Consider the following 16811-nt stretch of genomic DNA (forward strand, 5'->3'; position numbering starts at 1 on the left):
CAATGGCTAAAATCTATTTTTTTCTGAAGTCCTATTTGGGGTTTTCTAAAAGAGAATCCAGAGGTTTTGTTTTGGTGATCCCTGCACTGCTTATTCTTTACCTTATCCCTTCAGGCTATGATTGGTTGCTTCGAAAGAAGAACGAAGAGAATTATTTAGCTTACTCTGCGAAGATCGACAGTTTAATAAAGGCCGGATGGAAACCTTCTTTGAACAACTTCGAAAGTAAGCTGAATAGTTCCGAAACAGATACGATCAAGAAACCTAATAACTACCAAAAACCAAAAAGCCCCCAACTCACAAAAATGACGTTCACCGAAGCCGACTCAATAGTACTACAAATAGTACCTGGGATCGGACAGACAATGGCGGGAAGGGTGGTCAAATTCAGGGAAAATTTGGGTGGATTGTATAGTAAAGACCAATTGTTAGAAGTTTATGGTATGACTCCAGAGGTAATGGAAAGGGTTTTTGAATATTTTGAGTTTGAGCCGGGTATCAAAGATAAAATTCTGATCAATCAGGCAGATGTAAATTCATTGGCAAAACACCCATATATCAATTACGGTACAGCCAAGGTCATCGTCGCCTTCCGCGAGCAGCATGGACCTTATCGGTCTTCAGATGATCTCCTCAAAATTAAAATTTTTAACGAAGAATGGGTGAATAGGCTCAAACCTTATTTGGAATTTTGATTCTTACCAAATCCAAGGTTAGAAGACTTTTTTCCCGCCAATAAATGTCCCAATGATTTTTATTTCACGCAGTTCATTGTCCGGTGCTGTCATTATATCCTTTTCTAAAATAACAAAATCGGCAAGCTTACCTGGTTCTATACTTCCCTTTAGATTTTCTTCGAAGTTGGCAAATGCAGCCCAAATGGTCATTCCCTTGAGGGCATGTTCCCGTGTGATTTTGTTTTCAGGTTGGAATCCATCATCCGGCCAATTTTTGGCATCTTTTCGCACTACAGCCGAATGAAATCCATAAAGTGGGTTGATATGCTCTACCGGAAAATCACTCCCAAGTGCAAGCATCCCGTTTTGGTCCAAAAGATCTTTGTAGGCATAGGCTGTTTTGATCCTGAAAGGACCTAAACGCTGACCCGCCCAATACATGTCGGAAGTGGCATGTGTCGGCTGCACAGAGGGTATCACACTGTATTGTGCAAATTTTGGCATGTCATCCTTGCTCACTACCTGCGCATGCTCGATTCTCCACCTGAGGTCATTTTTACCTTTGAGGTATTTGGCATAAATATCCAGCAATGTCCTATTGGCAGAATCTCCTATGCAATGCGTATTCATCTGGAAGCCGTTTTCGTACATTTTTTTCGCCAGCTCATCAAACTCTTCGGGATTTTTGAGAAGAAATCCATAATTATCTGCGTGATCATGGTATGGTTTCAGAAGCGCTGCACCTCTCGAACCCAATGCTCCGTCACCATAAATCTTGAAGCTCCTCACAGTGAGGTTGTCATCTTGGAAAATCCCTATCTTGAAATAATGTGCCATATTGGCTTCAGTAGGGTTGACCATGGCATATACACGCATCTTAAGGGTGCTGTCGGTGTGCATTTCACCGATTAGATCAATCGTTTCTTTGTCCAAACCAGCATCTACGACAGTAGTCAATCCCACAGCAAAACAATTTGCCTGAGCTCCCAATAATGCCTGTCTGGCTTCTTCTTTGGTAGGGTCGGGAACTTTGGAGGATACTAAACCTATCGCATTGTCTATCAATACTCCGGTGGGTTTATTTTCAATTAGGATGACTTTTCCTCCGACCATGGACGTTTTGGCATTTATTCCTCCAAGATCAAGTGCTTTTTGATTGACAAGGGCAGCATGGCCATCTATTCTTGTCAGCAAAACCGGCTTGTCAGGAAAAAGTGAATCTAATTTGGTTTTTGTAGGAAATTCCTTTGACTCCCAAAGGTTTTGGTCCCATCCTCTTCCTAAAATCCAAGCAGCTTCGGGGTTGTTCTCAGCATGTAACTTAACCCTTTCAACCAATTCAGCCTCTGATTCTGCTCCTAGCAGATCAGCTACCTGTAAACCCAATCCATACCTGTAAAAATGGGAATGGGCATCAATAAATCCAGGATATACAGCTTTGCCTTCTAAATCAATAATTTCTTCTGATTCATATTTTGAAAAAATGGCGTTATCGTTTCCTACAGCAACAAACCGGTTATCCTTAATGGCAAATGCTTTTGCAATCATGAAGCCTTCGTCTACGGTGTATATGGTACCGTTATGGACAATGAGATCAACTTTTTCTTTGGTAGTACAGGAAATAAGTGAGATAAATATAAATAGCAGCGTGAAATAAAGAATTTTCTTCATTTTAGACGGTTTGGTTGATGATACTTAAAGGAAAGCGGACATATTTGCGGAATGAATGAGGATCGGTATAGTTTTACACGTTCTCCCTTGAATTTCCCCGAATTAGAATTCAAAATCCAGGAGTTTGAGGGAAAATTAAGCATTTTCGATTCCCTTCGAAAGAAATATTTGATTTTGACCCCAGAAGAGTGGGTCAGACAACATATGATATCTTTTTTGGTTCAGTTCAAAAATTATCCCAAAGGACTTTTCGCTTTGGAAAAAGGTGTCTTATATAACTCCCTTCAAAAAAGATTTGACATTTTGATTTTTGATCGACAGGGAAATCCTTTTCTTTTGATAGAATGCAAAGCGCCAGAAATCGTTTTATCTAAAAAAACAGTAGAACAAGTGGCGGTTTATAATAAAACAATAGGTGCTGCCTACATGGGAATCAGCAACGGGAAACAGCATTTGTTTTTGAAATTTAATCCAAATACAAAAAATTATGATCAAATATCAGATTTGCCTCATTTTGAACCTTAATTAATGTGATATTTGTCATGTTATCTATTATATTTAAGGAATAAGTTTGTTTATTGGAAATTAAAATTGTGATATGAAAACTTTAGAAAAAAGCACTCCTTGCGAACTTTGCATGAGTAGGAAATTTTCATTATTTTCTAATCTAAGTGAACCTCATTTATGCCATTTGTCAGACCATAAGAATTTCATTACCCATAAAAAAGGTCAGATATTGTTCTATGAAGGCACAAAACCACTCGGTGTTTTTTGTATCAATGATGGTGTTGTTAAGGTTTTTAAAACAGCTTCCAACGGTAAAGAACAAATCATCCGATTGGCCAAAAAAGGAGATTTTTTAGGATATGCTTCCTTATTAGGAGAAGAATCCTATTCCAATTCTGCTACAATTGTGGAGGATGCCAAAATATGTTTTGTGCCAAGAGAATCATTCATTAAGGTTTTGGGGGAAGATACGGAATTTCATAGAAGGGTTACAAAAGCCCTTTGCCATGATCTTGGCATCATGGAAGACAAGCTTACCGATGCCACCCAAAAATCGATAAGAGAAAGATTGGCTTTTACACTTTTAAAACTCAGTGAAACTTATGGCATTGATGGGAATGAAGGTGAGAAAATTAATATTATACTCACAAGGGAGGAAATCGCAGGTCTGGTGGGAACGGCTACTGAAACTGTTATTAGGCTTCTCTCTGAATTCAAAAAAGATGAACTGATTGATTTTGAAGGGAAGAAAATCTTGGTCTTAGACAAGAGAGGTTTGGCAAGGCTGTCTGATTTTTATGGGTAAGAATTATTGTTAAAAATCCCCTGACGAAATTTTTTAAGTCAATTCATCAATTATTTTTAAGTTTCCTTTGTTTCATATTCTGTAATCCTGAGTGAAGGATAATTCTATATAAATCAATCCAATACATGGTATTCAGAATTCCGATTTTAATCCTTTTCTTATTTTTTTCGATATTCCCAGCCTTTAGCCAAAGTTTTGCATACAAAACCATGCTAAGTGGCATTTATGATGATGACTTTCCAACAGTTTCTATTGATCAAAAGAAAATTCTCGATGGAGCAATTTTATTGGACACGCGGGAGAAAGTGGAATTTGAGGTTAGTCATCTCAAAGGTGCGAGATGGGTTGGATACGATACCTTTTCTATGGAAAGCGTTCAGGATATTCCTAAGGATAAAGCCATTGTTGTGTACTGTTCGGTAGGTGCAAGAAGTCAGGATGTTGGAAAAAAACTCAAAGCGGCAGGTTATAAGGAAGTATACAATCTTTATGGTGGGATTTTTCATTGGGTCAATCAGGAATACCCGATTTATCATGGACAATCACTGACCAACAAAATTCATACTTACAATAGATCGTGGAGTATATGGGTCAATAAGGGAGAAAAGGTATTTTGAAGTTTTTTTAGCACTCCACAAATGCAATGTAAGAATTCCTAAAATTTTTGCTGAAAAAGTCCTTTTCCTAGTTTAAAATTATCTCCTTATTTTTAGCAACTCAATTTTAAATCAAGCCAATGAATATTGTAGAAGTTAACAGTCCTGATCTTGAAAGAGAATTTTTAGAAATGGCTGTAGGCCTCTATAAAGACGAAAAAAACTGGATTAGGCCTCTGGATAAAGATATTCAGGCATTGTTTGAACCTGAGACCAACAAGCTTTTTAAGCAAGGCGGAAAAGTAAAGAGATGGCTTGTCCAAGATCAAAAAGGCGTTTCCATTGGAAGAATTGCAGCTTTCATTCATCCCAAATGGAAGGAAAAGCAACCAACAGGAGGTGTCGGCTTCTTTGAGTCTGTCAATGACCCCAACGTAGCCCACCATTTATTTGATACTGCACAATCCTGGCTTAAGGGCGAAGGCATTGAAGCTATGGACGGCCCTGTAAATTTTGGTGAAAGAGATAAGTGGTGGGGACTCTTGGTTGATGGCTTTTCTCCTCCCAATTACAATATGCCATGGAATTTCCCCCATTACCAAAAATTCTTCGAAGACTATGGCTTTCAGGTTTATTTCAAACAATATACTTACATGAGACCGGTGCAGGGTGATAACTTCGACCCTAAAATGGTAGAAAGAGCGAAAAAAGTATTGTCTGATCCTGATTTCTCTTTTCGCCATATGAAAGGGAAAGAACTTTCGGAAAAAGCACCCCAATACTTCATGGATGTATACAACAAAGCTTGGGCAAAGCATATGGGAAAAAGTCTAACCATAAGGGAGACTCAAGTGATGTTTGCCAAAATGAAACCGATTATGGACCCAAGACTCATTTATTTTGGATTTTATAAAGGTGAGCCGGTGTCTTTTTTTATAAACATTCCTGAGATCAATCAAATATTCAAATATGTCGATGGAAAACTGGATCTGATTGGAAAACTCAAATTCCTTTGGTACAAAACCTTTCATCCACCAAATAAAATGTTGGGTTTGGTTTTTGGGGTTGTGCCTGAGGTCCAGGGAAAAGGAGTAGACAGTGCTATGATTATGGCCTATAATGAGACTTTTGCCCGCCATGATTCTTTCCCCTATAAAACTATCGAAATGAACTGGATTGGGGATTTTAATCCTAAAATGATGAGGGTCTGTGAGCAGCTGAATGCAGAAATATACAAAACACACCATACATACAGATACTTATTTGATCGAACAAAACCATTTGAAAGGCATCGGATTTTTGAATGACGATTGCATTATTATTTGAAACAATTATTTATTGATAAACAAAAATTCATGAAAAAGTACGACGTCACAGGAATCGGTAATGCCCTAGTAGATATAGAATTTAAGGTTTTGGATAGGTTCTTTTTAGAAAACCAGGTTGAAAAAGGCCTCATGACATTGGTAGACGAAGAACGTCAAAACGCTCTGATGGAAGTCATCAATACCGAAGAAGCAAAAAAACAATGTGGAGGATCTGCTGCAAATACAGTTATCGCGGTGAGTCAGTTTGGCGGAAATGCTTTCTATTGCTGTAAAGTTGCTAATGACGAGCTCGGTCATTTTTACCTTGAGGATCTGAAAAACTCCGGTGTTGACAACAGCCTTGAAGGGAAAGTTCCTGAAGATGGGATCACGGGAAAATGTCTTGTAATGGTCACCGAAGATTCTGAAAGGACCTTGAATACCTTCTTAGGGATTACCCAGAATTTTTCAATCAAAGATATCAATGAATCAGCGATCAAAGATTCCAAATACCTTTTTATCGAAGGTTACTTGGTCACTTCTCCAAATGGGAAGGAGGCAATGGTTCATGCAAAAAAAATAGCAGAAGCAGCAGGTACAAAAGTTGCCTTGACTTTTTCGGATCCTGCCATGGTCAAATATTTTCATTCAGGTTTTGATGAAGTTATTGGTTCTAGTGTTGATTTGCTATTTGCCAATGAAGAAGAAGCAATGTTGTTTACAGGAAAAGAAAACCTTGCTGAGGCACGGGAGGAATTGAAAAAAGCTGCAAAGCATTTTGTGATCACTCAGGGAAAAAATGGGGCTATGATCTGGGATGGAGATACTTTTATAGACATCGAACCTTACAAGACTGTAGCCATCGACAGCAATGGAGCAGGCGATATGTTTGCAGGAGCATTCATGTATGGCATTACCAATGGACACAGCTACGCCGCAAGCGGAAAATTAGCCTCTATGGCAAGTTCCAAAATCGTCAGTCAGTTTGGTCCAAGGTTGAAATGGCATGAAACCAAGGAAATACTAGCTAGACTGAATCCATGATTTAAAACTTCATAAGACAGTTTATATTTTATAAATAATTAGTTAAAGGTTTGTCATCCTCATCTAGAAATAATATTTTTCGGAGAAATAACAAAACAATATCTTACCGGGTCACTGAATTTATGCTTTTGTAAATTATTGATGAACAAAATTGAATTTAAAAAGTAAAACTTACATGAACCAAAAACTAAATCCAAGTATATGAGAAAGTTTGCCTTAACGCTATTGGTCGGAGTCTTTTTGACACTTTCCGCGATAGCCCAAAACAAAATCGATTTCAAGGAATTTACCTTGGACAACGGTTTAAATGTGATAATGCATCAGGATAACAGCACCCCGATCGTGGCAGTATCTGTTTTGTATCATGTCGGGTCTAAGAATGAAAATCCCGAGAGAACTGGTTTCGCTCACTTTTTTGAGCACCTTCTTTTCGAAGGCACAGAAAATATCGGACGGGGAGAGTATATGAACAAGATCCAATCCATAGGAGGAACGCTCAATGCTTTCACCTCAAACGACATTACTTACTACTATGAAATAGTCCCTTCCAATCAATTGGAGACGGCATTGTATATGGAATCGGAGAGAATGCTTCATCCGAAGATTGATCAAATAGGCGTGGATACCCAGAGAGAAGTTATCAAAGAAGAAAAAAGACAATCTTATGATAACCGACCGTACGGTACCATTCTTCCTGAGACGATGAAAAGATCATTTGTAGTGCATCCGTACATGTCTCCCGTAATCGGTTCTATGGAACACCTTGATTCTGCCAGATTGGAAGAATTTATGGCTTTTCATGAGGCGTATTATGTTCCGAGAAATTCTACTTTGACAATCGCCGGAGACATTGATTATGCTCAGGCAGAAAAGTGGGTGAGAGATTACTTTGCAGAAATTCCTTCAGGACCTGAGGGCTTTTTCCGCCCCAATGTTATAGAACCTAAGAAAACTACAGAAACCCGTGATGTCATTTATGACAATATCCAGATTCCTGCTGTAATCCAGTCTTACAACCTTCCTCCAAAAAACCATCCGGATTCTTATGCCCTCTCCATGCTTTCGACTTACTTGGCAGGCGGCAATTCTTCTTTGATGACCAAGGAATTGGTAGATAAGCAGCAAAAAGCCCTTGGTGTTGCTGCCATTCCTTTGGATCTGGAAGATGGAGGAGTGTTCTTGATGTATGGTATTGCCAATATGGGAGTAGATCCCAAGGCTTTGGAAACAGAGATGGATATAATCTTGGCCAAAGTTCAAAAGGAAGGTATCTCGGATAACGATTTTCAGAAATTGAAAAATATCATTGAAAATAACCTGGTGACCAAAAACAGTTCGATGGCCGGAATCGCTCAAAATCTGGCTGAATCAAAGGTCTTTTATGGCAAAACAGATTATATCAACCAAGAAATGGAATACTATTCAAAAGTAACTCCTGAGGATTTGAAGAGGGTAGCCAACGAATACCTTTCATTAGATGGAAGGGTAGTATTGTATTATATGCCAAAATCAGCCCAAGTTCCTGAAAATCCGGCCGGTGCTTCCATCAAAGAAAGCAAGAATTGATAGAATATTCTTTGCCAATCACTTTTATCCATCAATATCAAAAACATGAAAAAGATAATTCTATATATATTGTTAGCCTTTGTTGTTCAGACGGGCTTTGCTCAGATAGACAGGTCAACCTATCCTGAACCTGGACCTGCCAGAGAAATCAAACTTGGGAATGCTGATTCATTCGTCCTTCCCAATGGTCTAAAGGTTTTTGTTGTAGAAAACAGAAAATTACCTAGAGTAGCATTTTCTCTAGTGCTGGAGAGAGATCCAATTTTCGAAGGGGACAAGGCGGGAATGCTGAGCATGGTAGGTCAAATGATGACAGGCGGAACAGCCAACAGGACAAAAGAACAGTTGGATGAGGAAATTGATTTTATTGGCGCCTCTCTACAAGCTAGTGCAACTTCTATCTACGCAGCGTCCCTGAAGAAACACCAAGAAAAAGCACTAGACTTGATGACAGACGTCCTTTATAATCCTGTTTTCCCTCAAGAGGAGCTTGACAAACTTAAAAAACAAACGATTTCAGGATTGGCAGCAAGCAAAGACGATCCAAATTCAATTTCAGGAAGGTTGACATCCACCTTGAATTTTGGAGTCGACCATCCCTATGGAGAATCTGAAACAGAAGCTACTGTCAAAAACATTACTGTAGAAGATATCAAATCTTATTATGCCACTTATTTCAAACCAAACATTGCTTATTTGGCTATTGTAGGTGATATCAATAAAAAAGAGGCTGAAGCATTAGCCAAAAAGTACTTTAGCAAATGGGAAAAAGGAACCGCTCCTACAAAATCTTATGATAAACCAACACCTCCTGCAAAAAATACAATCGCATTGGTGGATAGATCTGCTTCAGTCCAATCTGTGGTGGATGTTACGTATCCTCTGGAAATGAACCTCAGCAATTCTGATTATTTAGCCTCTAGAGTTTTGAATTACATCCTTGGCGGCGGAGCTTCATCAAGGTTATTCATGAATTTGAGGGAGAAAAAAGGATATACTTATGGTGCATATTCATCAATCGGCGCGGATAAGTTGGTGACAAGTTTTTCGGCAAATGCAAGTGTAAACCAGACGGCTACGGATTCAGCCATTACTGAAATTATCTATGAGATCAAAAACCTCAGAGACAATGGAATTACAGAGGAGGAATTGGTAAATGCGAAAGCCAACTTAAGTGGTTCTTTTGGAAGATCCCTAGAAAGTCCTTCTACGATTGCCAATTTTGCTATCAACACCGAGAGGTATAAGCTTCCTAAAGATTTCTATGCGACATATCTGCAGAGATTAAATGCATTGACAGTAGCCGATATCAATGCCGCCGCCAAAAAATTCATGAAGCCTGATAACATGTACATTACAGTTGTAGGAAATGGTGCGGCGATCGAGAAAAGCCTTTTGGCGTTTGGTGAAGTAAAAAGATTTACCAACATGGCTGAACCTGAAAAACAAATAACAATGAATGCAGAAATGACTGCTGAACAAGTTATTAAAAATTACATTTCAGCAATAGGAGGTGAAAGCAATGCTAAAGATATTAAAACTTCCAAAATGGAATCTGTTGCAGAAATCCAGGGCATGAAATTGAATTTTGTAGCAGTTTTTGATGAGCCGAAAGGTGCATTTTCACAGAAAGTTGTGATGATGGGGAATGTTGCTTCTAATACTGTGATCAAAGATGGTAAAGGCTCTGTCACTGCCATGGGACAATCCACCGAACTGACAGATGAGCAATATGAAGCAGCCAAAATGAGCATGTACATTTTTCCTGAATTGCATTATGAAGAATTGGGATACTCTATGGTATTGGAAGGAATCAAAGATGTGGAGGGAGAAAACGCTTACAAAGTCATAGTGTCCAATCCTACTGGTTCGAAGCAAATCAACTACTACAGTGTAGAAACAGGATTGAAAACAAAAACCGAAAGTGCCGAAGCTGGTGACATGTTCTTCAGCGATTACCAAGAAGTAAAGGGAGTCAAATATCCAATGATGATGTTGTTAAAATCTCCAATGATTCCGATGCCCTTAGAAACCAAGGTTGAAAAAATCGAGTTTAACGTTTCAATCTCGGCCGAAGATTTGAAGTAAAATAAAAAGAGGGATTCATTCCCTCTTTTTTGTCTATTATTCAGAAATTAAACCAAAAAAAATGAAAAAATTATTCGTGGCAGCACTCGCTTTGGGTATCCTCTTGCCAGGATCAAATTCCGAGGCAAAAATTATAGAGAAATCTTTTTCCACCGACATTACTATTGTTGAAAATGACCCGGCTACTGTTATAGAAAACTATATCAAAGCAGTAGGAGGTAAATCAGCGATAGATAAAATCAAAAATTCGATCTTAGTAATGGAGACTGATTTCCAAGGTAATGCCATTATCATCAAAGGAATTTCTGACCAAGAAAACGGCAGAATGCTACAGGAGACTTCAGTAATGGGAAATGTTGCTCAGAAAACTGTGTTAGCAAACGGTAAAGGAAAGATGTCAGCTATGGGCCAAGAACAGGAACTAACCGAAGAAATGGTTTCGATGCTAAAAGCCCAGACTTATATCTTTCCAGAAACCCATTACAAAGAAATGGGCTATGAAATGGAAGTACAGGGTACTGAAAAAATCGAAGAGGAGGATGCCTACAAATTGATAATCACAGCATCAAACGGTATGAAAACTGTTGAATATTACTCCGTAACTTCAGGTTTGAAACTTCGTACGAGTTCCGATGCCACAGGGGAGATTACCTATTTGGACTATTCTGAAATAGAAGGAATAAAAGTTCCTACCAGGCTTTCTATCAAAAATCCGATGTTGCCCGTAGCACTTGAAGCGAAAATGGTTTCACTGAAATTCAACCAAGAATTATCTGATGAAGATTTCAAGTAATTCCTATATAACACTTATTTCAAAAGGGCTTCCAAATATCTGGAAGCCCTTTTTTGCTTTTTTACGAGTTCTATTCTATCAATATTTTAATTCAGATAATGAAAATTTGAAGCTCATGATTTCTTTTAATTTGTAGAATTTCAGAAATCATGATTTTTTCAAATTAGCCTTTTGAGGATAAGGGTTTTGTTTTCGTTTGGCAGAATTGAAAACGTTGGAAAATACTTTTTTGAATCTTTCTTTAGGGAAAACGATAAGACCTTTCCTAATCTTTCAATTATGAGATCAACAAGATTTTTGATTGGATCGGATTCATATAAACATTCAAGGATGCGATCATTTTTCATCAAAACAAAGTATGCTTCCGAATCCGGATGAATTTGTGTGATCACTTCTGATTCATCTTTTCTCACTCCAATACGGTGTAGCAAATCATTGCCCTCGAAGTTTTCAAGAACTGAAAGGCCGTTTTGATCCAATAATGATTTTATCCATGGAAGTAGGTCATGTTTTCCAAAAACAAAGTTTTGAAAGAACAATCCCATTGATTCTTTTTCCCTTGAGTGACTTTTTATCAAACTTTCAAAATCCTCTAAATCATACCCTATTCCCATTTTCCCAAATTTCTTCCACATTTCTTTCATTACTTCAGACAGGGACGATCCCGATGTTTTGAGCATCAAGTCGATACATAGCGAAAGCAAGGAGCCGCGGTTATAGATACTCACTTTTTTGTCAGGAATTCCGGCTTTGTATCCATCTAGCCACATGTCAAAACTTGATTCAACGACAGATTGATTACGCCATCCAAAACTGTCAAATTCACGTTGAATCTGTTTTTGTATCTCTAGGAGGTAAGTTTCTAAGCTGAAATACCCGGATTTTAACAAATACAAATCACCCATGTAAGTGGTCACACCCTCCATCACCAATCCTTCCTCCATATAAACCTCCTTAGAAAGATCATAGGAAACAATCCCTTTAGGACGAATCCGGCATACATTCCAAAAATGATAAAGCTCATGGGAACTTACACCGATGAGTTCATCTAATTCAGATTTTTCTGAAAGTGCATAGGCGGGTCCATAAGTAATGACTGTAGAGTAGGCGTGTTCTACACCATGAAAATGCTTGTAAGACAATAGTTGAAAAATAAAATGGTAATCCTCTGCCGGAAATTCTCCAAAATCTGCGATTTGACACTCAGTGAAGGATTGGAAAACTGAGATCAAATAGTCTATATCAAAATGAATTTCACCTTGTATCCAAATATGAAATCTTGAAGCTCCTACTGTATATGAATAGTTTTTCAAACTTGCGCTTGCCAGCAGTGGGCTGTCCATAAATTGTTGAAATGACTCTGCCTGCCATTTATTTTCGCTGATTTTTTCTAAAGCAGTTGCTACTTTATATTCATTCCGCAGTTCTATTGTAATGCTGATTGCCTCATTTTTTCTTTGCAAAACCTCAAAAATAAAATTGCTGAAGTTGAGATATAATTGTTGGTCATCAACCCAACAGCCACCAGCATCCATTTGATTACAATAAAATTCATATTCAATATAATATTGTCCCGAATCCTTTGCAGTGAATACCCAAAGGTCTTTGCTGGTTTTTTTCCAAGCTATTCCCGAGCAATTAAAAAATATTCCAAATGCCCTGATTTTCTGCGCATAGTTGGCCAATTCATATCTCCCGGGTCGCCAAGCAGCCAATTGAAGACAAATTACATCATTTTTCCGGCATGCAATCTCCAATCGGATTTGGATAAATTGGGAAGTAAAAGATTTTCTTGAAATCGAATAATGCATGTAATTGAGGCTATGGATTCAAAACAAAAGTAAATCTACGGTTTGTAAATAAAAAAAGGTTATCTATCTTTGCAATCCTTTAAAGGGAAACCTCCAGGAATTCAATAAGCAAAGCACAAAAATATTAATTAGATAGCGTCATGAAAAGAACATTTCAGCCTTCTCGAAGAAAAAGAAGAAATAAGCATGGATTCAAACTTAGAATGTCCACTGCTAACGGTAGGAGAGTATTGAAATCCAGAAGAGCAAAAGGAAGACACAAACTTACTGTATCTTCTGAAAAGACTTTGAAGAAGTAATTTGAGCATTTAGTTTCGTATGTTTAATACGTAAATCAAGATGCAATGAATTCCCGGCTTCACAAGAATGAAAGATTGCATTCTAAAAAGTTAATAAAGGAACTTTTTGACAAAGGTTCCTCTTTTTTTTTATATCCCTTCAAGGTAGTGGTTTTGGAAATCAATTTTGATGTTCCCGAAACTAATCAGGTATTGTTTTCCGTTTCAAAGAAGAAGCTCAAAAAAGCTGTCGATAGGAACCTGATCAAACGTAGGATGCGAGAAGCCTATAGACTAAACAAGGAAATTCTCGGAGAAATTGTTGAGGGTAAGAAAACAATTGGCCTCATTTACGTTTCTTCAGAAATAGTTACCTTTCAGGTTATCGAGACCAAGATCAAAAAAATCCTCTTTATTATTAAGGAAAAGCCAGTTTCCAACAAAAGAACTCCATGAAAAGAAATTTCAAAAAGCCTGTAATCCTTATTCTATCAGCAGTCCTCACAATAGGGTTGTTGTTTTCTTTCGTCAATAAAAATGACAAACTATTTGCTATCGCAAAAAATCTTGACATTTTCGCTTCCCTAGTCAGGGAATTGGACTCTTATTATGTAGATGAAATCGATGCTGAAGAATTGGTGACAATCGGGATCAATGCGATGCTTTCGGAGTTGGACCCATATACTGAATTTATTCCTGAAGAAAACTCAGATGATTTCAGACTGTTGACGACTGGCGAATACGCAGGTGTTGGTGCCTTGATTGGAAATAGGACTGGGGCGAATATGATTTTGATGCCCTACAAAGGATTTCCTGCACAGTCGGCTGGACTACGGATTGGTGATGAGATACTGAAAGTGGATACAGTCAATGTCGTCAATAGTCTGACTTCTGATATTTCCAAATTATTGAAAGGTCCTGCCAATACCAATGTTTTTGTACAGGTAAAAAGGGGAACAGACACCATTTCGGTAAATCTGACAAGAAAGAAAATCGTCATTAGTAATGTGCCTTTTTATGGCAAATTGGACGAAAAAACAGGTTACATCAAATTATCGGATTTCACTACCAATGCTGCTTCCGATGTCAGAAATGCATTGGTTGACTTGAAATCCCAAGGAATTACACGACTTGTGTTGGATGTGAGAGATAACCCCGGAGGTATTTTAAAAGAGGCAGTTGATATAGTCAATCTATTTATTCCCAAAGGAAAAGAAGTAGTAAGAACGATCGGGAAACTTGAAAATGTAAATTCTGTCTATAAAACAACAAAGTCACCTGTTGACAAAGATATCCCAATGGTAGTTCTGATCAATGAGAGAAGTGCTTCCGCTGCCGAGATTGTAGCCGGTGCATTACAGGATTATGACAGGGCTGTTTTGGTTGGTAGAAGGACTTTCGGCAAAGGATTGGTCCAGACCACCATTCCTCTTTCATACAACTCCCAGATCAAAATCACCACAGCAAAATATTACATTCCAAGTGGAAGATGCATTCAGGCCATTGATTATAGTCAGGAAAACAGGGACGAAAATGGAAAATCTATTTCAATACCAGATTCATTAAGAAAAGAATTTAAGACGAAGAACGGTCGAATTGTCCTCGATGGTGCAGGCATAGAACCGGATAAAAGTTCGGAGTCCAAATCTTTCGCCCCTATCACTTACAGTTTGGTGGCAAGAAATCTTGTGTTTGAATTTGGAAACAAGTTTTTTTTAGAAAATGAGATGATTTCCAACCCGAGGGAGTTTGTGGTTACAGACGAAATCTATGCTGACTTTGTAGCTTCTTTGGAAGGTAAAGATTACGATTACACTACCTATGTAGAAAAAACATTGGAGGATTTGGAAAAGTATGCTTTGAAAGAAAAGTTTTTTAATGATATCAAACCTACTATTGAAGATCTCAAGAAAAAAGTGAGTCATAACAAAGAGCAGGATTTGGAAACTTTCAAATTTGAGATCAAAGAAGCATTGAGAGAAGAGTTGGTGTCGAGATATTATTTTCAACAGGGTATTGTAGAAGCGTCACTTATGAATGATGACGATGTTAAAGCCGCTTTAGCCATTCTTTCAAGTCCTGTTGAAATTACAAGGGTACTAACAGCATCAGTGAAATTGTGATACCCTTTTATGGTTTACATTCTATCGATTGAATCCGCCACTTCCATTTGTTCTGTGGCATTGCATAGGGACGGAAAGTTGCTGAAGTTGTTAGAGGTCGACCAAGCAAATTCCCATGCCAAGCAATTGATGCTGCTGATTGAAAATTTGTTTTTGCAAGTTGGTTTGAAGCCAATAGAACTTTCGGCTGTAGCGGTTTCATCAGGCCCAGGTTCCTACACAGGTTTGCGAATTGGGCTTTCAGTAGCAAAGGGTTTGGCATTTGCATTCAATTTGCCTTTAATTGGGGTGGAAACATTGGAAGCATTGGCTTATCAGGCTTCTGGATTATGTGGGGAAAATGATTTTGTGATCCCCTTGTTGGATGCCAGACGGATGGAGGTTTACACGAGTGTATTTGGTGCTATGGGGAAAATGATTGAACCATCTCATCCGCTTGAAATAGAGATAAACCCTTTTTTGAAATATTTAAAAACGGGTCAGGTTTTTTTTCTTGGGGATGGATTAGAAAAATTGAAAGTAGTACTTGATCATGCTAACGCTGTTTATCTTTCCAACTTGAATTCTGCAGATTCAGTGGGTCTGTTAGCTTACCAAAAATTCCTCAATAAGTCTTTTGAAGACATTGCCTATTTTGAGCCGAACTACTTGAAAGAATTTCGGGTTTTAACCTCGAAAAAGAATCCCTTTTTAATATGAGCGAAATTGTCAACAGAGTAGCATCAAGCCCTATCGTTACCATAGACCTTGAGACCTTTTACAGAGAGGAAGAAAGAGTCGGTTTCGACCTCAAAGAGTTTCTCTTTCAAGAATTGGTTTTGAGGGAAAAAGAATTTCGGGCTGATTTGGGTAAATTAGACTGGGATCGATACAAAGGTAAATTGGTGGCTATATTCTGTTCTGCTGATGCCATCGTTCCAAATTGGGCATTTATGTTGGTTGGGACTTTCCTTTCAAAAGCAGGGGTGGAATTTGTGATTGGAGGGTTTGACGACCTAGAACAATATCTTTTCGAAATAGCAATATCCAAAGTCAATCCAAAGGAATATGAAAACAAACCTGTCGTTATCAAGGGTTGTAGTAAATACCCTGTACCGTTATATGCCTATGGGAGAATTCAGTCTGTAATCCAACCGTACGCCAAATCTATCATGTATGGTGAACCTTGCAGCACTGTACCGTTATACAAGGTTCCCAAGTAAAAAGATTCTTCTTATATACAGATACTTAGGTTACAAATGCAGTTTTTTTAACATCACAGTTTGGTATTATTCAATCAGTCTGCTAAGTTTGCAATCCTATTACGCCGAAGATCAATCCAAAGGGGTTTATCTAAAGTGTAGAAATGAATAACTAATAATTAGTCAAAAATAAATCTATTCTTTTTTTGACTAGAGTTTTGCAAGTTTAAATTTATATCCCGATATTTGCACTCGCTTTTAAGACAAGGGTCTTACATTACTGCAAAAAAGCGCAGTAAAAGTTCATTGAAGTACTGGAGAAATAACACAAAATACTGTCTGTATTCACATGCAGGTAGAATCA

16 protein-coding genes are annotated in these 16811 nt (G+C 38.0%); 14 read left to right on the forward strand and 2 right to left on the reverse strand.

The genetic code is table 11. The features are described 5' to 3' along the window. The first annotated feature begins 2 nt into the window (after window positions 1-2). Window positions 3-695 carry a ComEA family DNA-binding protein gene (locus M3O96_RS09680; RefSeq protein WP_249720173.1) on the forward strand — a complete coding sequence of 231 codons (693 nt, stop codon included), beginning with the start codon at window positions 3-5 and terminating at the stop codon, window positions 693-695. Window positions 696-713: 18 nt separating this feature from the next. Here M3O96_RS09680 and M3O96_RS09685 read toward each other — a convergent pair whose 3' ends face one another. Continuing rightward, window positions 714-2348 carry an amidohydrolase gene (locus tag M3O96_RS09685; RefSeq protein ID WP_249720174.1) on the reverse strand — a complete coding sequence of 545 codons (1635 nt, stop codon included), beginning with the start codon at window positions 2346-2348 and terminating at the stop codon, window positions 714-716. A 51-nt stretch (window positions 2349-2399) separates the two neighbouring features. Between M3O96_RS09685 and M3O96_RS09690 the strand changes: the two genes are divergently transcribed. From M3O96_RS09690 to M3O96_RS09725, 8 genes are all read left to right on the forward strand, one after another. Further along, window positions 2400-2873 carry a type I restriction enzyme HsdR N-terminal domain-containing protein gene (locus M3O96_RS09690; protein ID WP_249720175.1) on the forward strand — a complete coding sequence of 158 codons (474 nt, stop codon included), beginning with the start codon at window positions 2400-2402 and terminating at the stop codon, window positions 2871-2873. A gap of 73 nt (window positions 2874-2946) precedes the next feature. Then, entirely contained in the window at window positions 2947-3660 is a 714-nt protein-coding gene (locus M3O96_RS09695) for a Crp/Fnr family transcriptional regulator (RefSeq protein ID WP_249720176.1), read from the forward strand. Window positions 3661-3785: 125 nt separating this feature from the next. Continuing rightward, window positions 3786-4277, forward strand: coding sequence for a rhodanese-like domain-containing protein (locus M3O96_RS09700; RefSeq protein ID WP_249720177.1), 492 nt, complete (start codon window positions 3786-3788; stop codon window positions 4275-4277). 119 nt (window positions 4278-4396) lie between these two features. Continuing rightward, on the forward strand, window positions 4397-5563 hold the full coding sequence (locus tag M3O96_RS09705) for a hypothetical protein (RefSeq protein WP_249720178.1): 1167 nt from the start codon (window positions 4397-4399) through the stop codon (window positions 5561-5563). 48 nt (window positions 5564-5611) lie between these two features. Then, the gene (locus M3O96_RS09710; RefSeq protein WP_249720179.1) at window positions 5612-6607 is read left to right on the forward strand and encodes an adenosine kinase; all 996 of its coding nucleotides are present in this window, start codon (window positions 5612-5614) and stop codon (window positions 6605-6607) included. A 201-nt stretch (window positions 6608-6808) separates the two neighbouring features. After that, on the forward strand, window positions 6809-8173 hold the full coding sequence (locus M3O96_RS09715; protein ID WP_249720181.1) for a M16 family metallopeptidase: 1365 nt from the start codon (window positions 6809-6811) through the stop codon (window positions 8171-8173). 45 nt (window positions 8174-8218) lie between these two features. Further along, a complete protein-coding gene (locus M3O96_RS09720; RefSeq protein ID WP_249720183.1) occupies window positions 8219-10261 on the forward strand; it encodes a M16 family metallopeptidase in 2043 nt (680 codons plus the stop codon). A 61-nt stretch (window positions 10262-10322) separates the two neighbouring features. Further along, the gene (locus tag M3O96_RS09725; RefSeq protein WP_249720185.1) at window positions 10323-11054 is read left to right on the forward strand and encodes a LolA-like protein; all 732 of its coding nucleotides are present in this window, start codon (window positions 10323-10325) and stop codon (window positions 11052-11054) included. 158 nt (window positions 11055-11212) lie between these two features. Here the strand turns inward: M3O96_RS09725 and M3O96_RS09730 are convergent, their stop codons facing one another. After that, window positions 11213-12865 carry a M61 family metallopeptidase gene (locus M3O96_RS09730; protein WP_249720186.1) on the reverse strand — a complete coding sequence of 551 codons (1653 nt, stop codon included), beginning with the start codon at window positions 12863-12865 and terminating at the stop codon, window positions 11213-11215. Window positions 12866-13005: 140 nt separating this feature from the next. Between M3O96_RS09730 and rpmH the strand changes: the two genes are divergently transcribed. Genes rpmH through M3O96_RS09755 form a run of 5 tightly spaced genes read left to right on the forward strand, consistent with a single transcriptional unit; the run spans window position 13006 to window position 16468 of the window. Next, a complete protein-coding gene (gene rpmH, locus M3O96_RS09735; protein WP_113926163.1) occupies window positions 13006-13164 on the forward strand; it encodes a 50S ribosomal protein L34 in 159 nt (52 codons plus the stop codon). 45 nt (window positions 13165-13209) lie between these two features. Further along, a complete protein-coding gene (rnpA, locus tag M3O96_RS09740; RefSeq protein WP_249720188.1) occupies window positions 13210-13599 on the forward strand; it encodes a ribonuclease P protein component in 390 nt (129 codons plus the stop codon). Then, window positions 13596-15266, forward strand: coding sequence for a S41 family peptidase (locus M3O96_RS09745; protein ID WP_249720190.1), 1671 nt, complete (start codon window positions 13596-13598; stop codon window positions 15264-15266). The genes rnpA and M3O96_RS09745 overlap by 4 nt, the downstream gene beginning before the upstream one ends. A 9-nt stretch (window positions 15267-15275) precedes the next feature. Beyond that, a complete protein-coding gene (tsaB, locus tag M3O96_RS09750; protein WP_249720193.1) occupies window positions 15276-15965 on the forward strand; it encodes a tRNA (adenosine(37)-N6)-threonylcarbamoyltransferase complex dimerization subunit type 1 TsaB in 690 nt (229 codons plus the stop codon). After that, complete coding sequence (locus M3O96_RS09755; RefSeq protein ID WP_249720195.1) at window positions 15962-16468, forward strand: DUF2480 family protein; 507 nt, start codon at window positions 15962-15964, stop codon at window positions 16466-16468. The genes tsaB and M3O96_RS09755 overlap by 4 nt, the downstream gene beginning before the upstream one ends. Window positions 16469-16811: the final 343 nt, after the last annotated feature.

It is taken from the genome of Aquiflexum sp. TKW24L (assembly GCF_023502205.1).
Classification (GTDB): domain Bacteria; phylum Bacteroidota; class Bacteroidia; order Cytophagales; family Cyclobacteriaceae; genus Cognataquiflexum.